The 20,663-nt window shown below is 48.5% G+C and carries 16 protein-coding genes and 1 pseudogene; 9 read left to right on the top strand and 8 right to left on the bottom strand.

Features of this window, described 5'->3' with window-relative positions; genetic code table 11:
• Positions 1–118: 118 nt before the first annotated feature.
• On the top strand, positions 119–562 hold the full coding sequence (locus DSCA_RS24835; RefSeq protein WP_155319007.1) for a pyridoxamine 5'-phosphate oxidase family protein: 444 nt from the start codon (positions 119–121) through the stop codon (positions 560–562).
• 483 nt (positions 563–1,045) lie between these two features.
• Here the strand turns inward: DSCA_RS24835 and DSCA_RS24830 are convergent, their stop codons facing one another.
• On the bottom strand, positions 1,046–3,898 hold the full coding sequence (locus DSCA_RS24830) for a sigma-54-dependent Fis family transcriptional regulator (protein WP_155319006.1): 2,853 nt from the start codon (positions 3,896–3,898) through the stop codon (positions 1,046–1,048).
• Positions 3,899–4,105: 207 nt separating this feature from the next.
• Between DSCA_RS24830 and DSCA_RS24825 the strand changes: the two genes are divergently transcribed.
• Positions 4,106–5,509, top strand: coding sequence for an IS1380 family transposase (locus tag DSCA_RS24825; RefSeq protein WP_155314716.1), 1,404 nt, complete (start codon positions 4,106–4,108; stop codon positions 5,507–5,509).
• A gap of 145 nt (positions 5,510–5,654) precedes the next feature.
• Here the strand turns inward: DSCA_RS24825 and DSCA_RS24820 are convergent, their stop codons facing one another.
• Positions 5,655–5,894 (bottom strand): hypothetical protein, encoded by a 240-nt coding sequence (locus tag DSCA_RS24820; protein WP_155319005.1) that lies wholly within the window; start codon positions 5,892–5,894, stop codon positions 5,655–5,657.
• 224 nt (positions 5,895–6,118) lie between these two features.
• On the opposite strand from DSCA_RS24820, the gene DSCA_RS24815 reads away from it, so the two are divergent.
• From DSCA_RS24815 to DSCA_RS32715, 7 genes and pseudogenes are all read left to right on the top strand, one after another.
• Positions 6,119–7,723, top strand: coding sequence for a dihydropteroate synthase (locus DSCA_RS24815; RefSeq protein WP_155319004.1), 1,605 nt, complete (start codon positions 6,119–6,121; stop codon positions 7,721–7,723).
• A 38-nt stretch (positions 7,724–7,761) separates the two neighbouring features.
• Positions 7,762–9,072: an L-lactate MFS transporter gene (locus tag DSCA_RS24810; protein ID WP_155319003.1), complete on the top strand. Its 1,311-nt coding sequence runs from the start codon at positions 7,762–7,764 to the stop codon at positions 9,070–9,072.
• A 46-nt stretch (positions 9,073–9,118) separates the two neighbouring features.
• Positions 9,119–10,372, top strand: coding sequence for a uroporphyrinogen decarboxylase family protein (locus DSCA_RS24805; protein WP_155319002.1), 1,254 nt, complete (start codon positions 9,119–9,121; stop codon positions 10,370–10,372).
• A gap of 260 nt (positions 10,373–10,632) precedes the next feature.
• Positions 10,633–11,124, top strand: a complete 492-nt coding sequence (locus DSCA_RS24800; RefSeq protein WP_155319001.1) for a hypothetical protein — start codon at positions 10,633–10,635, stop codon at positions 11,122–11,124.
• Entirely contained in the window at positions 11,108–12,943 is a 1,836-nt protein-coding gene (locus tag DSCA_RS24795; protein ID WP_167527944.1) for an ASKHA domain-containing protein, read from the top strand. Before DSCA_RS24800 ends, DSCA_RS24795 begins: the two co-directional genes overlap by 17 nt.
• A gap of 328 nt (positions 12,944–13,271) precedes the next feature.
• Positions 13,272–13,481 (top strand): annotated as a pseudogene (locus tag DSCA_RS33015) (hypothetical protein); the annotation flags it as partial.
• Positions 13,482–13,580: 99 nt separating this feature from the next.
• Positions 13,581–13,940 carry a site-specific integrase gene (locus DSCA_RS32715; RefSeq protein ID WP_167527943.1) on the top strand — a complete coding sequence of 120 codons (360 nt, stop codon included), beginning with the start codon at positions 13,581–13,583 and terminating at the stop codon, positions 13,938–13,940.
• A 44-nt stretch (positions 13,941–13,984) separates the two neighbouring features.
• On the opposite strand, the gene DSCA_RS24785 is transcribed toward DSCA_RS32715, so the two are convergent.
• From DSCA_RS24785 to DSCA_RS24760, 6 genes are all read right to left on the bottom strand, one after another.
• Positions 13,985–14,887: a transglutaminase family protein gene (locus DSCA_RS24785; protein ID WP_231716271.1), complete on the bottom strand. Its 903-nt coding sequence runs from the start codon at positions 14,885–14,887 to the stop codon at positions 13,985–13,987.
• A 243-nt stretch (positions 14,888–15,130) separates the two neighbouring features.
• Positions 15,131–15,331, bottom strand: coding sequence for a hypothetical protein (locus DSCA_RS24780; RefSeq protein ID WP_155318998.1), 201 nt, complete (start codon positions 15,329–15,331; stop codon positions 15,131–15,133).
• Positions 15,328–17,091, bottom strand: coding sequence for a phosphoenolpyruvate--protein phosphotransferase (gene ptsP, locus DSCA_RS24775; protein ID WP_167527942.1), 1,764 nt, complete (start codon positions 17,089–17,091; stop codon positions 15,328–15,330). The genes DSCA_RS24780 and ptsP overlap by 4 nt, the downstream gene beginning before the upstream one ends.
• Positions 17,088–18,569 (bottom strand): glycoside hydrolase family 130 protein, encoded by a 1,482-nt coding sequence (locus tag DSCA_RS24770; protein WP_155318996.1) that lies wholly within the window; start codon positions 18,567–18,569, stop codon positions 17,088–17,090. Before DSCA_RS24770 ends, ptsP begins: the two co-directional genes overlap by 4 nt.
• A 114-nt stretch (positions 18,570–18,683) precedes the next feature.
• Positions 18,684–19,625, bottom strand: a complete 942-nt coding sequence (locus tag DSCA_RS24765) for a glycoside hydrolase family 130 protein (RefSeq protein ID WP_155318995.1) — start codon at positions 19,623–19,625, stop codon at positions 18,684–18,686.
• Positions 19,622–20,638 carry a glycosyltransferase family 4 protein gene (locus DSCA_RS24760; protein ID WP_155318994.1) on the bottom strand — a complete coding sequence of 339 codons (1,017 nt, stop codon included), beginning with the start codon at positions 20,636–20,638 and terminating at the stop codon, positions 19,622–19,624. The genes DSCA_RS24765 and DSCA_RS24760 overlap by 4 nt, the downstream gene beginning before the upstream one ends.
• Positions 20,639–20,663: the final 25 nt, after the last annotated feature.

The raw sequence follows: 20,663 nt of genomic DNA, 5'->3' as shown, positions 1-20,663 counted from the left end.
CGGGCCCAAAATTTTCTTGAAAACCAAAATGGCAAAAGGCTGTAAAAATCATAGGGAACAGAATGCAACCGTCTCGTGAATAGCGAACGAGAATAATTGTAAGGAGAATACGATCGCCATGAATAAAGAGAATATCGAAGCCATCATCCGCAACGCCAGCGTCTGCCGTCTGGGCATTTTCGACGGGGAGAGCCCTTATGTCGTTCCCCTCTGCTTCGGCTACCGGGACAACACCCTCTATTTTCACGGGGCAGTAAAGAGTGGAAAATATGCCCTGATCCAAAAGCACCCCAAGGTCTGTTTCGAGTTCGACATCCTGGCCGAACCCCTAACAGCTCCGGATCCCTGTGATTGGGACATGCGCTACCAGAGTGTGGTCGGATTCGGAGAGGCTTCCATGGTCGAAGGCATCGATGAGAAGCGGCAGGCGCTTGAGATTATCGCCGCACAATATGACAAGGGAAGCAGGACGTTCCCGGACAACAAGGTCAGGGCAACGGCGGTGTTTAAAGTCGCCATCGCGTCCATGACCGGCAAACAGTCCGGTTTCGATCCGGAATAGATCGTATCTGTTTGTTGGAGATGTCGTTACCGGCCGAATTTTCATCGCACCTCTTTTAGCCAGCACAAACATGCAAGTCGAACGAGGCTATTGGAAACGGGAGCAAACCACGTGATATCGTGGTTGCTTGATTTTACTTCATAGTACAATGAGATAGCAGCTATCGCAGGTTTCGCATATCATGTGATTTGATTTGATAATGCTGGTATCATATTCATCTATCATGTTATCCCCCTGACAAAAAAATAAACGAGTATTCATATGGGGTATGTGGAGCATATTAGGCACAAGGCACTCCCGATTCCTATTTTTCAAATCTGAATAAGTTCAGGGGACGGGGAACTTACAATTAATACCCCCTCATGATAACATCGGCTATACAGGTGGAGCACGTCACTATCACCAAACGAGTTACAGTTTCTGACAAGGTGCCTTCCCTTGTGATGAGCTATATTCATTTCCCCGCTTTAAAATTCAGGTATGCTATCCGGAATAATTTTTTTTAATTCCAAGCTTGCGAATCTTTGCGTATAGGGTTGGGGGCTTCATTTCAAGTTTTGCAGCAGCCCCCTGAACCCCGCTTACCCTTCCCCCCGATGCTTTTAAGGCACGTAAAATATGTTGCCGTTCCATATCTTGCATGGGAAGGATGACGTTATCATCTGCATCTGTCTCCTCATTTGCATCACTTTCCAGTATGGGGAGTTTGATTTTTTTGCCGTCGCTCAATATGATGGCTCGTTCGATAACGTGTTTAAGCTCACGAATGTTACCGACCCATCTATAATCGGTTAGTTGACTGACCTGCTGTTTTGTCAGGCCTTTGATATTTCTTCCGAATTTACGATTTAGCTCGTTCAGAAAATACATTGAAAGTATTGGAATATCTTCTTTTCTTTTTCGTAACGGAGGAATTTTTATTGGAAATACATTGAGTCTGAAATATAGATCCTGACGGAAGCGCCCGTTTTTAATCATTGCTTCAAGATCCTGATTGGTGGCGGCCAGAAGCCTGAAATCAGAGAATATGGCTTTATCACCACCAACGCGCTCGAATTGTTTTTCCTGAATCGCCCTGAGAATCTTAGCCTGAATATCAAGAGAAAGGGTATCGATATCATCCAGAAAAAGGGTGCCTCCATCAGCCAGTTCAAACCGTCCCCGCCTTTGTTTTGATGCACCGGTAAAAGCGCCTTTTTCGTGGCCGAACAATTCACTGGCGATCAATCCAGGGTCCAGTGCGGCGGAGTTGATAGGTATGAAAGGACCTGTTCTACGATTGCTGGATCGGTGTATGGCTTTTGCCACCAATTCTTTCCCCACTCCGGTTTCACCCAGAATGAGTACTGTTGAATCCGTGGGACCGACTTTTTGGATCTGGGACAAAACTTTTTGGATGGATGTTGATTCTCCAACAATTTCCCCAGCAAAGGGCTGCGCTTCAAATTCTTTTCTGTAAAACAGGGTTTCATCCTCCAGCCGCTCCTTAAGGCGTGCGATTTCCCTGTAAGCTTCGGCATTTTTCAGCGCAATGGCCAACTGACCGGCAATAATTTTCATGGCGAACAGGCACTCTTTGGTCGGCGCCCCGAAAATCAGGTTGTTGTCGAGGTATATCACACCGAGTAACGCTTCATGATGGTTCACCGGATAGGCCATTTGCCATCCCTTTCGCTCTTCATGGAAAAGCGGCCCGTCTTTTTTGATTTTTTCAATGCCGTTTTTAAAAACCGATTTAACCATTTGATAACTGGATGAAAATTCCTCTGAATTCAGATGAGAAATATCCAGATTACGACCGGCCATGAGCCGAAGGATATCATCCTCGCCTTTTAAAAAAATCCCCCCGCGGCCGGCCTTTGTGAGTTTGAGTACCAAGTTGATGATACGTTCCAAAAGCTGGTTGTGGTCTTGAACCGTTCCGATTGTATGGCCAACCTCTGAAATGATGCCCAGCAAAAATTCTTCAGTTTGGTTTTCTTCTATATAGGGAAGTAAATGTTCAGGAAACAATTCCGGATTAATTCCTGAAAAAACAAGCCAGGCCTCATTGAGTAGCAGGCTGGCTTCGGTGCTTTTTCCGGTTTTTAAACAAATTTGGGCTTTTAAGACTTGGGCATGTGAAAGTTCAATTCTGGCACCGGATTCCGTTAACAGGGCAATGCTTTCTTCGATCACTGCAAGCACGCTCCTGATATCTTTCTTGTCTTTAATCATCCGTCTGGCTTGATACTTTAGCCCCACACCTTTCATATAGATGTCCGGCCAGTTTATTAACCTCTTGATTTCAGAATTATAGTTCATTTCGGGATGAAGAAAGCCTCTTTCCTCCAACCATTCCATGTATTCAAAATTCCACGGTCCCCGGTGGTGAAACCAGCCGATATCTTTTGATTTCTCATAGGCTTTGACTTGGTATTCAAAACAGCCTTCAACTTCGTTTTTATGGTACAGAATAAAGGCTTTTGATGCATACCCAGCCCACAATTCATAATTTCCCAAATCTTCTTCAGGCGTGGTGAAAAAGTGATTTAAGATGATTTCCGCCTCTTTTATCCGTCCTGAGTCAAAAAGGGTCAAGACGCTCATGATATCCGCATATCGAATCACATTAGAAAGATCATGCTCCTTTGCTTTTTTTTGAACCGACTCAATGAGACTTATTCCTCTTGCGGTTTGACCAGATATACCGTAGCACCATCCAAGGGTTGCGCATCCCAAAAGGGTTTGAGCATCTATCGGTAATTTTTCCAAGTCCCCGACCGCTTCTTCATATCGGGTCACCGCTTCAATTATTCTTCCTTGCCAGAATAGAAAGTCGCTAGTAAACAGCGCCGCCTCCCGCAGGAACCCTTCGTCGTTGAGTTTTTTTGCACGATCCCAGGCCCTGTTGTTCAAGGTTTCAGCTTCTTCATAGAGGCCTTCGCCTTTGGCAACCTGTGCAAGCCGAAGTTCTAATCTGCAAAGAGAATCCTCAGTATCCTGTCCTTTCAGATAGCCAATGGCACGGGAAAGAAAGGACCGCTGACGCTCCAGGGGGATTTTGTGGCCATGAGAAGAAACAATCCCCAAGGCCGCTTTAGCATAGGTTTCCCGATATTCTTCATTAATGGGAAGTTTGGTCTCGTCAGAATTTTCCAAGATCAGGAGATAGTACGCTGTTGCGGCTTCTGTGGCACCGATTTCCCCGCACCGAGCGGCCGCATCGAGAAGGTATTCCGGTTTATGGCAATATTGTGCGTGATGGCTGATGTTGGCGATGGTCATGCATTTTGATGTTCCTGACATCTCTTTATTATCGATAAAATCAATCAGTTCTTCCGAAACCTTTTTCACCTGATCGTCTGTTGAAAAAGTCAGTGCTTCGGGAGCACCTTCCGGATTACAGAGAATATAATGTCCGAGTCCTAAAGTATCATAGGCCTAAAATACGCGATTTTCACAAAAAAAGAGTCCTCTAAAATTGGATAATGTGTTATAATACTTGTTAAAAACCACCATGTTTACAACAAGCGTAAACACACCCAATAGGTAAAGGACTCTATGAGTAAGCATAGCAAAAACTACCGACAAAGTGAACTCAAAATCCAACGCATCGAAACGACGTCCGACCGGTTGACCGGAAGAGCCGGGCTGGCCCTGTTCGTGGCGTATATGCACGGCATTCAGGTTTTTGGCTGGTTCGACCGCTGGTTTGGATCCATCCGCAAGAACCGAAAAGGCCTTGCCATTACAGAACTTTTCAAACAAGTGCTCTGCTTTTTCGCCGATGGGACCAGTCGGCGCCTGGCATATTTCGACCAGATTTCTCGCGATGAGGGCTATGCCGGCAGCATAGAGACGCCAACTGAAGACATGGCCTCTTCTCATCAAATCAAACGTTTTTTCAAAGCATTCGCCTGGACTCGCGTGTTTTTGTTCCGGCGCCTTTTGCAGGCCCTTTTCATCTGGCGTCTGCGGATTACGCAACCCGATGTGATCGAATTGGGTATCGATACGATGGTCATGGACAATGACGATGCAAAATGCCGGCACGGCGTGAAGCCCACCTACAAGAAGAAAAAGGGCTTTCAACCCCTGCAAATGAATTGGGGACGTTTGATTGTCGATGCGGTGTTTCGCAGTGGGGACAAACATTCCAATCATGGCGATACGGTCCTGAATATGATCCGGCACATGGTTCTTAAAATCAGATGCGACTACCGTGGGGATGTGCCGATTATCATCCGCATGGACAGCGGGTTTTTCGACCAGAAAATCTTCGAGCTTTGCGAAAGGCTTCATGTCGGTTATGTCTGCGGCGGCAAAGTGTATAAAGACATCAAGCAAATGGCGGACAACTGGGATGCGTCCAAATGGAAACGGTTCGAATCCGGAAAGAAGAAAGCCTGGAAATACGCCGAGTTCGGTATCCGGCAAGGCAACTGGAAACAATTCCGCCGCGCGATTTTTTGTCGGTTGATGCACGATAACAGCAAACAGCTTTACCTTCCGGGATTTCGGCCTGACACCATCATCGTCACCAACATCGGTCAAGGTCAGGCGATCGACGGTATGCTGGAAAACGCCGGAGCGGTGGAATATCTGACCACCAATGGGCTCGTCGCCTGCTATCATGAACGCGGCAGCGACGAATTGGCCAACCGGGCGTTGAAGGATTTCGGTCACGAACAACTGCCTTTCAAACGATTCGCCCCCAATGCAGCCTGGTATTATATGATGCTGGTCGGTCATTTTCTGCTCGAGTCGTTTAAAGAAGATGTCAGTGCGCCGGTATTATCGATTGGTTCCTATGCCTCCACGGTGCGTAGACGGCTGATCGATATCGCCGGTAAAATCGTTTTCCACAGTGAGCAAACGGTCTTAAAGGTGACTAGGACCTGCCTGGAAAACCTACGCTTGCCGGAGTTGTTTGAACGGTGCCGCAAAGCGCCGGTTATCGAATAACCCGCAGGGAAAATAAAATTTGGAGTAAAACCGGTGGAGAGGTGTGCGCTAAAACAGGCTAAAATGCGCATATGACCACAACAAATTCGGTCAGGATAGCTTGTCTGCAGAAATAGTATCAAATTCTCAGCAGAACCCGATTTCTCTACCATGTTTTACCAGAATACTTCTGTTCAAAACCAAAATCGCCTCGTTTAGGATAGGGACAGATCCATTTCCTTTTTATAAGGCCTTCCAGAGTATTTAGAACGCTTATGGGAGATTGTTTCGTAAAATCAACAATCATATCCAACGTTATCGGCGGCGGCATAAGGGCAAAGAGAATCAATATTACTCTCTCAGCATCTGTAAATGCGCACTCTTGTTTTTCTTCGTGATGTCCCATCAGTCCCTCATTCAAAAATATTAAAATATTATGAAATAATAATATAACATAAAAATATAAATCAATATTTTTATGATTTTTTTGAAATATGCTTTTATCTCAATTGGTTATGAAAGCGATCCTTTATGGCACGCTTCATGCTCAAAAAATGAAATAAAGCATATCAACACATAAGCAATGGATTTTCATGAACACATAGTAACCAAGGAAGGATACCCATCATTATGATCATCATCGGAGAAAAAATTAACGGAACCCGTGAACAAGTTGCAAAGGCCATTAAGTCGCGTGATGCCGGCTTCATAAAAGAACTGGCGGTGCACCAGACAAAAGCCGGTGCAGATTTTCTGGATGTCAATGCCGGCACCCATCCCTCACAGGAACCCGAAGACATGACTTGGCTTGTTCAGACGATCCAGGAATCGTGCGACACCCGACTTTGCCTCGACAGTGCCAATCCCAAGGCATTGCTTGCCGGTATTAAGGCTTGCAAAACCCTGCCTATGCTGAATTCCCTTAGCGGCGAACAGAACCGGGTGGAAGGGGTCCTCCCCTTGGCCATTGAATATAAAACAGAGCTGGTGGTTCTTGCTCTGGATGACAATGGGATCCCCAAAACAGCTGAACAGCGCCTGGATATCGTCCGGCGTCTCATCGCCATGACCAGGGAGGGCGGAATTTCGGATGACAAGCTCTATGTGGACCCCCTGGTCACCACGATTGCCACAGACAATAACTCCGGGCTAACCGCCTTTGAAACGATCCGCCGTATCCGGTCGGAGTTTCCCGAGGCCCACATCACCTGTGGTCTGTCCAACATCTCTTTTGGGCAGCCATCACGCACCATCATCAACCAGGCCTTTGCGTCCCTGGCCATTGGGGCCGGAATGGACAGTGCCATTGTAGACCCCATGGAAAGCGGTCTGCGAAATTCCGTATATTCCGCTGAAATGGTTATGGGCATGGATCCGGATTGCCTTAACTACAACCAGGCTCACAGGAGCGGACTGATCGGCAAATCCAAAGGGCTTGAAGTCTCCAATAAGAAGGAAATCGAAAAAGCTTTGTGCAGCCTTTCCGCAGCCCTATCAAAGGCCGGTATCATCGATGGACAGGTGACACTTCAAGATTCTGTCCAAGAAGAGGATCTGATCCATGAAGACCCGGACAGCAGCGATGTCCTTAAGACTTTTGTCGATGCGCTGGTGAATATGAAAAAAAATGACGTCATGGCTTTGGGGGAGGAAATGCTTTCTTCTGGAAGGGAGCCTCTTGATCTTTTGGAAGGCGCCAAACAGGCCATGGAAGAAGTGGGAAAGTTGTTTGAACAGGGAGAATACTTTGTTCCAGAGCTCATTCTATCCGGGAAGATGCTGAAAGACATTTCCGAAATGGTGAAACCTTATCTGAAACAAGAAAGCGAAGACGACGACAAGAAAGGCAGGGTTATTATCGGAACGGTCGAAGGGGACATCCATGATATTGGAAAAGATATCGTTGTCACCATGCTCGAGGTAAACGGCTATGACGTTCTGGATCTGGGGGTTGATGTGCCGGTGGCACGATTTGTTGAAGCGGCCCAGGAGTTCAAACCTCAAGTCATCGGTCTTTCCGGCTTCCTGACCCTGGCCTATGATCCCATGAAAGAAAGCATCGCCGCCATTAAGGCTGCCTGCTCTAAAGACATCAAGTTCATGATCGGCGGCGGGCAGATCGACGAGCACATTAGAGAATATACGGGTGCAGATGCATTCGGAAGGGATGCCGTGGAGGCCGTCAAACTTTGCGAAGAATGGTTTTCCGCTGGCGACAAAGCGATTGCCGCCTGATTCAATCGACATCGTAACTTACATTAAAGGAGAACCACGTGTCTTCACAAATTGAACAAGCAATGGATGGAATAGAAAAACCGATCACTGACAGTCTTCAAGTCAAATCAGGAATATTTGGTCTTCAAAACCGTTGGAAGTATATTCTCATAGGATTTGGGATGTCTTTGGTTCTGGGCCTTTTGTATGCGTGGTCGATTTTTGTTATGCCTTTGGAGAAAGAGTTTGGATGGAACCGGGCACAGACATCCCTTGCCTTTACCGTTTCCATCGTATTTTTTGTTCTTGGAATGATCTTCGGTGGCAGGCATGGAGACAAAAACACCCCCCGGGCTGTTGTCACTATCGGGTCCACCATTCTGACCATTGGCTTTTTCATGGTCTCTTTTACGGGCTCACTTCCCATCCTTTACATCTCCTACGGGGTTCTGTGCGGATTCGGAATCGGGTTTGCCAATGTCAGCCCCATGGCCGTAGCCATGCGATGGTTTCCTGATAAAAGAGGGCTTGTGTCTGGAATTCTGGTCATGGGATTCGGGCTTGCAGGATTTCTCTTAGGCTCCCTTGCCGGGCAGATCATCGAGTCGATGGATTGGCAGTGGGCATTCCGATTGTTTGGGGCACTCAGTTTGGTCATCTGCTTGTTTGGAGCCCAGTTCTTAAAATACCCTGACAAAAATTTTGTTCCGCCGGCGACAAAAATTGCCAACGCTGCTGAAAAAACATCAGAGGCCGTTACACAGGATTATGACTGGCGGCACATGTTTAAAACAGCAACCTGGTGGACATGGTGGGCATTCCATCTGGTGCTGCTGACCGGTGGTTTAATGATCATCGGCCATATTGTGCCCTTTGCCATCGGAGGAGGCGTCAGCAAGGCAAAGGCCATTGCCGCCATGGGCATGTTTTCCGTGGCCAACGGTGTCGGACGTCTTATTATCGGCGCTTTGTGGGATCGGCTGGGCCGCAATATTACCATGATTCTCAACGCCCTGATTATGCTTTGCGGTTTATTAAGCCTGAATTTCCTTGTTCCTTCGTTGGGATATCCCCTTCTTCTGATATCCGTCATTTTAATCGGCATGTCATTCGGTGGGGCCATTCCGATTGCGTCCGCCATTGTCTCGACCGCCTTCGGAAACAAACATTTCGGGTTCAATTACGGCCTGGCAACAACTCCCCTTGTCATTGCAGCAATTATAGGGCCGTATTTTGGCGGATATCTCTACACTCAGACCCATAGCTACACGGTTGCCATTCTATTGTCGGCCGGCCTGGCGGTCATCGGTATCATTGCGGGTATCATTATAAAAGACCCGTCTCCTATCGTTGACGCAAACAGGGCATAATTTGAAACCCTCGAACCCCATAACTGAGTTCAAAGGAAATACAATCATGGAAAATAAAAACCAATCGCTTTACCAGGAAAGAGAAAGAAGAATTCTTGACTGCATTGCTTTGAAAGAACCTGACAGGGTGCCTGTTGTTCCTCTGTTTGCCTTTTTCAACTGTTATTTCAGCGGCATCAGCCCCAGGGTGGCTTATACAGAACCTGAAATGGCTATCGATGCCTGGCGCAAGACCATCAACCATTTTCAGCCCGATGCCACCTACAGCGTGAACTTTACCGTATACTCCATGGACAATGTCCTTTCTTCCCTTGATTTCAAGGCCATGAAATGGCCGGGTCATGGTGTCCCCGACGACCAGTCATTCCAATTCGTGGAAGCCGAATACATGAAAGAGGATGAATACGACGAATTGTTCAGGGATCCGGGCAGCTTTTTTTTAAGGAAGATGTTGCCCCGTCTTTCTGGCAACCTTGAAGGCTTGGCCAAGCTGCCACCTCTAGAATTGTCCGCGTTGGGATATGCCCTGCCGCCGGTTCTCGCCGCCCTCGCAGATCCTGATATTACTCGGGCTCTTGAGACTTTGCTTGAGACATCGAAGATGCAAGTTCAATGGGTAAGTGCCTTCAATGCGTTTGCAAAGGAGCTCAAGGATTCAGGATATCCCTCCATAAAAGAGCAGACGGTTTTCTGCCCCTATGACCTGGTCGCCGATAATCTGAGAGGAACCGCAGGGGCCGCAATGGATCTGCTGCTTCAGCCGGACAACCTCAAGCGGGCGGTGAACCAACTGGCACCCTTTGTCTCAGCCATCGGCATAAACGGCGCTAAGGGCAAAAGCAATCCAAGGGTGTTTATCCCCCTTCACAAGGGTACCGATAATTTCATGTCCTTAAAACAGTTCAAGGAGTTTTACTGGCCCACGCTCCAGCAGCTCATTGTTGATCTGGTGGAAGCGGACTGCACTCCCTATTTATTGATTGAAGGGCTGTACAATACCCGGCTGGATGTCATCAAGGACGTTCCAAAGGGAAAATGCATTTATCATTTTGAAGGCACCGATATTTTTAAAGCAAAAAAGGTCCTGGGCGATACGGCATGTATCATGGGGAACATGCCAAATTCCCTGTTGACGACAGGGTCTGTGGATCAGGTCAAAGATCACACCAAAAAACTCATTGATGTTTGCGGTGACGGAGGTGGCTATATCATGAGTGCTTCTGCCCTCATCGATGAAGCCAAGCCTGAGAATGTGGAGGCCTGGATGGAAACAACGCGTGAGTATGGAAAATACCATTGACGCCTTTTGAAATCATCCGCGATATTCCTCTGTCTCTTACTCGGGAAGGACTTTTCAGAAGAATGGGATACGGGGGGCGAAAGCGCTCCCCGGCCCCTGAAATTATGGAACAGTTTGCACGGGCGGTGGACATGGTCGACGTCCATAATCTTATAGATGCCCGTGGTGCCTTGTGGATACAGAAACTCTCGTCGGTTGCCAGGCGACGGATCGCAACGGTTTGTGGGCTCGAAATACCCGGGAGTCGGGTGTTTCACCTCATGCCCCAGGCAACCCATGTGGTGCTGGGATTAGGAACCATCGGCAACGGCATTGAAGGACTGTCCAGGAAATATTTAAAAAGTGATGATCCGATACTGGGTGTCATGCTGGACAGCATCGGCAGCGCTGCGGTTGACTGCCTGACTGAAGAAATTTCCCGAATCGTCCGGGATCGTGCTGCGCAGATGGGGTTGATGGCCAGCAGCCCTATGTCTCCAGGGATGCCCGGCTTGTCTTTGGAGACCCAGGACATCTTTTTTGACTTGTTGCCAGCCTCGGAGCTTGGCATGAAATTAACCCCGAAACGGCTGATGGTTCCTTTCAAATCGAGTTCCATGCTCTGGGGGTTGGGAAAGACAATGCCCAGTTGGTCCGAGGAAGAAGTCTGCAAGGCCTGTCATCTGTTCAGGCATTGCAGGTATAAAAACGTAAAAGAAACTATTGGATTTAAAAGCAGCCACGAAGAAGGTATCCGTGAAGCATCGGAGTAGAATCAACAAAGAGAAGATAAAAATTTGCTTGGAACCCGGGCAGACCGTTCAACATGCACTGTCGAACGCTGACATTCACATTCGGGCAGATTGCGGCGGCAAAGGAGTCTGCGGCAAGTGTCAGGTAAAGATAGAGGACCAGGGCGCGCTTTCAAGCTTAAGTGATGCCGAAAAACGGTTCTTGTCAAACGGTCATATTCAAGAAGGCGTTCGACTGTCCTGTCAGGTCAAGCTTAAGGAAAACAGCCAAGCCGCTCATGAGATCTCTCTTTCTCTGATAGAAAAAACTTATGAATCCGTCCAAAGTGAATCGTCGAAAACAAAAATTCAGGTCATGGTCCGGCCCCAAGCGACGATTTCCCGCAGCGTTATCTCTCCAAGTGGTTTCAGTTCCAGTTTAACAGACTGCTTCAACCTTTCTCCCGCAGGTGCCAATGGATCCGGATCTTATTTTTCTCTTGAGGTCCTCCACCGGTTATCCCGGTATTTTGCTGCCGAAAAGGAGTTGACCGTTGTTCAAAGGGGAGGCCTGGCATCAACTATACTGCCGGGTTCCCGGCGCCGTTCACTGGGGATTGCAGTTGATCTGGGTACCACAACAATAGCCGCTTATCTTTGTGACTTGCCATCGGGCAAAATTCTGGCAGCATGCTCTAAAGCTAATTCCCAGAGGATACATGGATATGATGTCATTTCACGGATTGAATTCGCTTCTAAAGCCGAGTCTGGTCTGAAAAAACTCCAGATAGAGGCAATTCATGATATCAACGAATTGATTAACCAAAGCCTTAGAGAAACCGAACAATGTATTGATGATATCGATGATGTCTGCGTGGTGGGCAACCCAACCATGCAGTCCATTTTTGCAGGTATTTCTCCTTTAAGCATCGGTCGCGCCCCCTATCTTCCGGTTACCAATGAGCCTATTGATATTTCAAATCATTCTCTCGGTCTTTGCGTCAGAAAAGACGTAAATATTCATCTTTTTCCCATGCCTTCCGCTTTTGTCGGTGGAGATGCCATCGCGGCTGCTACGGCTACTGGGATAACGACGTCCGGTGAATCCCTTCTTGTTGTGGATCTTGGTACCAATGGGGAACTGATACTGATCAGCGGCCAGGGAGTCGTTGCCACCAGCGCAGCCACCGGGCCAGCCTTTGAAGGGTATTCCATATCCTGTGGGGTCCGGGCCGTGCCTGGTGCTGTCAGTAAAATTACGTGGAATGCACGAAAGAATGAATTCGATTATGAAATCATTCCTGGAAATCCTGAAAAAAGGGCTATCGGCCTGTGCGGATCAGCCATAATCGATGCGGTGGCGGAATGCAGAAAGATCAATCTAATCCAACCGAACGGCAGAATCACCCCAGATGTCAGTGGTCTCATTGAAGAAGATTCGGGAAGGGCAATAGCATTCAAAGGCATGGCTAAGGACGGGTCAGAGGTGGATTTAAAGCTCACTCAAAAAGATGTCAGACAAATTCAACTGGCCAAAGCAGCCCTCCGCGTGGGAATTGATGCCCTTTTAGAAACGACTGGCCTCGATGCTATCCAAAAAACGATATTTACAGGAGCCTTTGGCGCCGGCCTAAATTGGGAAAATGCCTGCTCCATCGGTATGGTTCCTAAACCCATTCTTCAGGGAAAAATTGAGACCATCCACAATGCAGCCGGCGTCGGTGCGGTTAATGCGTTGCTAAACCGAACGTATCGCGATCAAGCAAGGAATTTTGCCAAAACCGTAAGATGTATAAAATTGGAAAGCCTGCCTGAATTCAGCTCAATATTTGCACAGGCTTCGGAATTAAACGCATCTTGAGCATAGTGCGTTTCACTTTTGACAGGAATTATATGAGATAGAGGTCATTGACAATAGCAATAATTTCAATTTAGCAATGCGTCCCATATTCCACACGGAAGTCTAAATTTTTTAACGGATGATTTCTCCTGTGCTCTTCTGGATTATTGTCGTCTATCCCACGAAAAACGGCATTACGGAAAATCCATGTTACTTGCCAGCCCCCCTAAGTATAAGACAAGACATAGAATTTGCATTTAGCATCTGGATATCATAGGCTTACCTTGGGCCCTTCGCCCATAACATCAACCTTTTCACCGAAGGAGGTAGGCCATGAAACTATCTAAAGCTGCCAAAATCTGGATCGATTACCACAAGATCCATTCGAAAAAAAAATACGGTAAGAGCATACCGGGCCATCATCGAACGGTTTATCCAGGAATTCGGTGATGGTCCCGTCGAGCAGGTCACCCCGGAACAGATCCTAACCTACCTTAACCGCCTCACCGAAGGCAACAAACCCTACACCAAGCGAATTCGTTTTTCCCAGCTCTCTTCTTTTTTCAATTTCGTCCGCAAAAATATCGACCCCGAACTAAGAAACCCTTGTGACAGTGACAGACCCATTGTCCGAAAACTGTATCGGAAGAGGGTGCCGTTGAAATGGAAAATCATCGAAAAGGAGACCGTTGACGAAATCATCTTTCGTACTACAAAGGTCCGTAATCGATTGATTCTCGAATTGATGGCCCGAGGCGGTATGCGCATCGGTGAAGTGCTGAAGCTGCGCTTGGGCGATCTGCAGGACCGTAAACTGGTTCTGCGTGAGCCTAAAAGCGGCAAGGAATACGAATTCGTGTTCGTCCCTCAGAAAGTAGCGGATCGATTACGTGAATACGCACTGCAGGTGTGCAATGAACCCGGTGATCGGATATTCCCAATTTATGATTGTAAAGGACGAAGTGACGATTCGAGTCTCAATTGCATGGCGGTTTCAAGTGTTTTTCAAAATTCGTGAGCACAAGATTTGATTTCATGATCCACAAAAACAGGAGTTGCTCTTTACGGCCACTTAGTTACCCATACGCCAACATTAAGACTCGATCCCGAAGTACCAACGAAAGACCCCGCTATTGGCGGAACCGATTCGGGTAATCTGGCCACCGCCACGGCAAAATGATCCGATCCGGCAATTTCTCCGATGGTGGGATCGAACCCTTTCCAACCAGCGCCCGGTAGGTAAACTTCGGCCCAGGCGTGGGTTGCCCCCCAATTATCTGTTGATGGCGGTGCATGTAAATAGCCACTTACAAAGCGAGCGGCGAAACCCAAACACCGCGCTGCAACCATAAATAGCGCCGCAAAATCACGGCAAGAACCAGTAGCGCTCGATAGTGTCTGCTCGGCAGTTTGTACGCCGGGTTCTTCCCGCACGCGATACGACAGCGATTGATGAATGTGGATGCAAAGCCGCTGCAACAACGTGTAAGTCTGAATCCGCTCACCGGATGTCCATAAATTAGCAATCCATTCACCCAAAAGGCTTTTCATCTTATGCGCCGGGTATACCATATAGGGCGACAGCAGAATCTTGTCGTCGGATGGATAAGTAAACGGGTATTCGATGGCGTAATCGGCGACCAGAAAGTCCAGCGGTGCTTCGTTGTATTGCTGGATGATCACTTCGCTTTCGACCGCAAGCTGGTTGGTAGGCAAATTGAATGTCGCGGTGGCCACTGAATTCCCTTCCACGTCCCGGTGCCAAAGTAGAGTCGCCGGCGGTGTAATCGCCAAGGTAGAGGATTCAATTCGCAGTTCATAGTCTTCCCGCAAACGAAGGCGCAGGTGATGGGGGCCGAGCCTCACCATTCCCGAGAAATTATAACTCAACTTTCGGGATTCGCTAAAAATTGTATTGTTTAATAATAACAGTAAGATATCTTTGGTAACGTCGAAAAAGTACAAGCTGCATTGCCAATAAAACACTGCTATTTGTATCGAACACGATACGTAACCAATTGAATTTACATGTAGCTAAACGAATCCCGAAAGTTGAGTTATAAAAAGTACGATGAAGAATTTTAAAACGCTGCATGCTTCATCCGATACTGCGAATTACACATTCGCAACGGTCCAAACAATCAAATCCAGCTGGTTGAACTGGATTTGAATTGATTGGCGTGTGCTGTGTTTTGGACCAAAACACATTTATCCTTTAACCCGATCTACCGTACCGTTCTCCAACAATTCCTGGAGTTGGCTGAGCAATCGCTGTTCATGATCATCAACCATGCCGTCTTTGTTCGCTACCTTCATTATTTCCTCATACTCACTGTTGGTAATGATATGATCTTTCATTGCTTTTTCGATCACCTCTTTTAATTCCAATCCTGATTTGGTCAGCTTCATGGTTCCCTCCTTTTTTTGATTTCAATTCCCCTTATGGCCATCTTCACCTCCGGAACCAATGCGGCAGCTACACTGAGCGACATGATTCCAGTTCTCAGTAATTTAGGGATGGCATCGATCCGGCTCGCAAGCTCCCCGCAAATAGAAACGGGCATGGTACCGGATTCCCTGACCACCCATTCGATAAGCCGCAGAACCGTCGGATGGTCGTCGATGAAATACTCCACTACCAAAGGATTTTCCCGGCCAGCGGCCATGGTATACTGCGTGAGATCATTCGAGCCGATACTGAAGAAGTCTACATGCGTCTTCAGTGAGGTGATTGACAATGCCGCGGCCGGTGTTTCGATCATCGCACCGATACGGGGCAGTTTAAAAATGCCCATTTCAGCGGCAAATTGTTGTAGCATCGATACGACATGAAGCACATCGTTTTCGATCGTGACCATCGGTATCAGGACCCCGATTTCGACTTCCTTGGACACTTCCAATATAGCCCGCAACTGCGCCGCCAACAGCTCTGGATACTCACGCAGCAAACGCACACCACGCCGTCCCAAGAAGGGATCGGGTTCCGGTGGCAGGTGAAGGTAAATCGGATTTTTATCGGCACCAATATCGAGTAGACGAACGTCGATACGCCTTCCGCGGGCCGGCTTCAAGCTCTCCAGAAGAAACGTGGCGAATTCCTTGTCGGTCGGTAAATGTTTGGCTGCAAGAAAGAAGGGTTCTGTTCTAAATAACCCGATTCCATCAGCCCCGCGTTCCATAGCGAGTTCGACATCTTCACGGCTGCGGACGTTGGCCATGACCGATACCTCAAGACCGTCACGGGTGACAGTTCGTTTGATGCCGTTGGCGGTTGCCATCGTTTCCCTGCGTTGGCGTGCTTCTTTGAATCCTGTTTTGTACCGCCGCAGGGTTTGGCGGTTCGGATTGATCACCGCCGACCCCTTGGTTCCATCCACAAGCACAACGTCACCCGTGTGGACCTTTTCCAATAGATCGGGAATCCCCCCCACACAGGGAATACCGAGTTCTCGGGCCAGAAGAGCTGCATGGGCGGCGGGACCGGCGAACTCGGCAAGAACGCCGACAGTGGATGATCGCGACAGGAACACCGTGTCCGATGGCAGGAGGCGTCGGGCGACGAGCACCGTGTTGGCCGGCAGGTTTTCGAGGCTGTGCGCATGAATACCTGCTAAGGACAGCAGCAACCGGCGGGACAGATCGTCGATGTCATCAGCACGTTCCCGAAACAATTCATTTTCCAAGTCTCTGAATCGGCTCGCCAGCACTCTGAACACCATCCTGACCACTTGCTCCGCATTGAGCTTCTCCTTTTCCAAAACCCGCTTCATCTCCTTAATCACATGGGAATCGCGAAGGATTGCCTCTTGCGCACGAAAAATGTCCGCCGATTGCTTGCCCAACTTGCCCTCAATTTGCCTGGCATCGATCGACAGGCAATTGCCTACATCGTCGATTGCTTTTTGGATTCTGGCTTTCTCTTCGTCGATTTGGCTATCGTCGATCACATAGAGTTCAGAATCCCTTAACCGCACGTCTATATAGACAAAGGCCTCCCCTTCGGCTATCCCTGGCGAGACGCCCTTTCCAAGCAGTGTCAACATCTTCCTTCTTGCCTGGCCATTTTTCACTGATCGAATTCCTTCGGTATTTTCATAAACGGATGATCCGGTTTTCGGATACCTTTCCCGATTGCGGTGGGCTTTTCGTGCACAATTTAAGGATTTCATGATTTCACCGGCCGCATACATTTCAGCAGCGCATCCACAGCGACGGTCGCAATGCCGGAATTGATGTCAGACATGGCGTAGGGAATGATTAATTCGTTGTTATGAATGATCGCACCACAGGAATAAACGACATTAGGGACATATCCCTCGCGTTCCTTCTCATGCGGGGCAAGCAAGGGCTCATCCAGGCGAGCGATGATTTTTGAAGGATTTTCAAGATCAAGCAGCATGGCGCCGATGCAATATTGACGCATGGGTCCGACACCGTGTGTGAGTACGATCCAGCCCTCATTGGTCTCCACGGGGGACCCGCAGTTGCCGATCTGGATGAATTCCCATGGATATTCAGGCTCCTGGATGATTTGGGACGTTTGCCAGAAATGGAGATTGTCCGAGAACATGATATGATTGTTTTCACCATCCTGGCGTGAGAGCATGGCATAACGACCGCCAATTTTTCGCGGAAAAAGCGCCATGCCTTTGTTTTGTATGGCTTTGCCGTTGAGGGTGACAATGTTAAAGTTGATAAAGTCCTTGGTTTCCATCAGTTGCGGTAAGATCGTATGGCCGTTATAGGCGGTATAGGTTGCATAATAGGTGCTTTCCTGCTGGCTATCGAAAAAGTGAACGAAGCGGGCATCTTCAATGCCCCGGCTTTCGTTTTTGGAAACGGGAAATATCACCCGTTCGGATATGCGGTGATCGGGGTGGAAACTGACCTCATAATTGGAATTTGCGAGCCAGCTCATCACCTGGAAGGTTCTGTTTTGGTTCGCTTCCGGAAATTGCGGTTTTTCGCGAAGGTTTCCAATTTTTTCTAATAATTCATTATACGTAAAATCTTCCGGCAGCTGGTTAAGAATATGTACGCTTATCTCATCGCCTGCTCCCATCTCGTTTAGCTTGAGCTGGAAAGGATTGCGCTTGTATACCGAATCCAATTGGAGATCCGGCGTTTCTACAAAATCACTGATCGGGTCGAAAAGGAACTTGTTGTGTCGATCAAGAACACCGCTGCGAAAGACAATTGACGAAATATGGCCTTCACCGGTTGCCCGCAGGCTCATGATAAAGCGCAGGCTGCCTTTGTTCAGATGGCTTTGATCGGGATGGGCGACGATGGAAGGGTTGAAAAGAGCAGCCGATTCAATCGAGTACTCTTTCGTAAAGTAAGCCCCGATAAGTGATCTTTGAACATCGCTGAGCACTGTATCCGATGGCAGATATTTCTTCACAGCATTCAGGTGCCGCTCAAAAATGTGCCCGATGTCTTCGTGCCTGCCGGAAAAGTCAGCCATTATTTGCGCAATTAATCTTTCGGCGGCCGTGTCCGGCAAGCTCATTATCCGCTGAATTAATTTGGGGATGCGATATCGCTTATCGGGAGTATGCAGCCGGGTGATGACCCGTGACGTATCCCCGATGATCTTAATCGCTTTTCTTTTAACTTCTAGCTTATGGCGCTTTTTAGGGGGCATACCATTGAGTCCTTAAAGACGATTGACAGCGGTGCGCGGCAACGGGGTCGATCTTCAATTCCAGCCAATCCTCCAGGTTTATGTTTCAGTCGGCGATCATCCGGCCCTGGTCCGCTAGAGCGGAGGTCGGGAATCAGAAAGGCACAGCGCCACCAATTCATCAATGACGGCCGTACCGACGCACATGACCGTATCTGCGCCGCCCCAGTATATTTTTACGGTACCATCGTCTTCCGGGACAGCGCCGCAGGTAAAGACCACATTGGGCACATAGCCATTGACCTCCCACGGATCCTCAGGCTGCAGGATCCATCCATCGGAAACGCCGATGATCTCCGACGGATCATCAAGGTCGTGCAGGGCCGCACCGAGTCGATACACCGTTCCGGACATGGTCTTGAAAACGCCATGGTATATATGCAGCCAGCCCTTGTCGGTTTTAAAGGGAGGGGCACCGGGCCCGATTTTCATCTCATCCCAGTGATAGGCCACCGGCTTCATAATCACCCGGGAATCGCCCCAGTGCACGAGGTCGGGAGAATAGGAAATCCAGATCGACCACTGGGAAATTTCAGAGTGCGGCCGGTCCAGACGGACATACCGACCACCAAATTTTTCAGGGAAAATAACCACGTTGCGCAGGTCGGCCTGGGTGATTAGCGCGACCCGCTCCACTTTTTCGAAATCGCTGGTACGCGCCAGGGCAATCCGCACGCCGTGACGGGAATAGGCACTGTAGGTCAGCAGGTACGCTCCCTCGACGGGACAAATTCTGAGGTCCTCGACACCGAAGGCTTCATATTCGGCAAAAACAGTGCCTGTCGAAGGTATCAGAAAGGGTTTGGGATGAACCGAAAATGAAAAACCATCATCGCTATCGGCCCTGCCGATGATGGAGCGCCCGTTGCGCAGATGCGACCGGAAGAGCATGAGGTAACGATCGTTGTGTTTGACGACGCCGGCATTGTGAACGGTAACTACCGGATAGGGCACATCCTTGCTTATCAGGATGGGGTTATTTTTAAACCGTGTTATTGTTTGATTTTGGATATTCATCGGGATCGTTCCTGAATAATCTGTTCATAGACATGTACGTATTTATCGATCATCCGCTCGACTGTGAAACGCCGTTCAACATGGCGGCGACAGGTTGCGCGGTCAATCTCATGGAGCCGTGCGACAGACGCAGCGGCCTCGTTCACGTTGCTCACCAGAAAACCATTTTGGCCGTTTTCAATCAGCTCAGGCATGCTGCCTCTGTCAAAAGCGATTACGGGTGTACCACAGGCCATGGATTCGATAACGGACAGGCCGAAAGGTTCATCAAATTGTATGGGATGCAACAGCGCGCAGGCCCTGCCGAGCAACCGGTTGCGCTCGTCTGGGCCGACGCTGCCGATATAGACCACCTTGTCGTCAAACAGAGGGACGACATATTGATCGTAGTAGGCCTGGTCCTGGATGATACCTGCCAATATCAACTTTTTACTGCAGGCACTGGCGATGTTCAGGGCTTCGCGCGTTCCTTTGTCCGGGTGAATGCGCCCGAAGAAAAGCAGGCTGTCATCCGCAGTATTCTGGAAATCAAACTGCCGGATATCGATGCCGTGATGGATGGTTTTGATATAATCCAGTTCCGGTGATCGATCGGCATCGCTGATGGAAACATAATACGCGCTGCTGTTGTATTTCTTGTAAACCGGCAGAATTCCGGGCGATGAAAATCCGTGAATGGTTGTTACTACCGGGGTGTTGGTAAGACCAGTGTAGGTCAGTGGCAGATAGTCAAAGTGGTTATGGATGATATCGTATTCATCGCCATGCTCAAAGAGTTCTGAAATGTGCAGGCATTCCCAGACTTTTGGTATGAGTGACCGATTTTCTTCATAGCCCTGCGGGCAGACAGCATGTAAGCTGGCGCTGGTTTCAGAATCCGCGGTGGCAAACAAAGTGACATCATAACCGCGCGACACCAGTCCCTCGGTTAAAAGAGAGGCCACGTTTTCCCAGGGTCCATAGTGCCGTGGCGGCGTACGCCATGCAATCGGCGATAGCATTGCAATGTGCATATCTGATCCTTTTATTTATTGGAAA

Origin of the sequence: Desulfosarcina alkanivorans, assembly GCF_009688945.1 — a bacterium.
GTDB classification, from domain to species: domain Bacteria; phylum Desulfobacterota; class Desulfobacteria; order Desulfobacterales; family Desulfosarcinaceae; genus Desulfosarcina; species Desulfosarcina alkanivorans.
The sequence above is the reverse complement of the archived record's forward strand: the minus strand, read 5'-3'. Positions and strand labels throughout refer to the sequence as shown.

What these genes read in the sequence shown, in the direction of transcription:
- DSCA_RS24765 (WP_155318995.1), bottom strand. Translation starts at nt 19,625, where the DNA reads ATGAATATCCAAAATCAAACAATAACACGGTTTAAAAATAACCCCATC.
- ptsP (WP_167527942.1), bottom strand. Translation starts at nt 17,091, where the DNA reads ATGAAATCCTTAAATTGTGCACGAAAAGCCCACCGCAATCGGGAAAGG.
- DSCA_RS24825 (WP_155314716.1), top strand. Translation starts at nt 4,106, where the DNA reads ATGAGTAAGCATAGCAAAAACTACCGACAAAGTGAACTCAAAATCCAA.
- DSCA_RS24770 (WP_155318996.1), bottom strand. Translation starts at nt 18,569, where the DNA reads ATGCCCCCTAAAAAGCGCCATAAGCTAGAAGTTAAAAGAAAAGCGATT.
- DSCA_RS24800 (WP_155319001.1), top strand. Translation starts at nt 10,633, where the DNA reads ATGCCCCAGGCAACCCATGTGGTGCTGGGATTAGGAACCATCGGCAAC.
- DSCA_RS24805 (WP_155319002.1), top strand. Translation starts at nt 9,119, where the DNA reads ATGGAAAATAAAAACCAATCGCTTTACCAGGAAAGAGAAAGAAGAATT.
- DSCA_RS24760 (WP_155318994.1), bottom strand. Translation starts at nt 20,638, where the DNA reads ATGCACATTGCAATGCTATCGCCGATTGCATGGCGTACGCCGCCACGG.
- DSCA_RS24780 (WP_155318998.1), bottom strand. Translation starts at nt 15,331, where the DNA reads ATGAAGCTGACCAAATCAGGATTGGAATTAAAAGAGGTGATCGAAAAA.
- DSCA_RS24820 (WP_155319005.1), bottom strand. Translation starts at nt 5,894, where the DNA reads ATGGGACATCACGAAGAAAAACAAGAGTGCGCATTTACAGATGCTGAG.
- DSCA_RS24835 (WP_155319007.1), top strand. Translation starts at nt 119, where the DNA reads ATGAATAAAGAGAATATCGAAGCCATCATCCGCAACGCCAGCGTCTGC.
- DSCA_RS24815 (WP_155319004.1), top strand. Translation starts at nt 6,119, where the DNA reads ATGATCATCATCGGAGAAAAAATTAACGGAACCCGTGAACAAGTTGCA.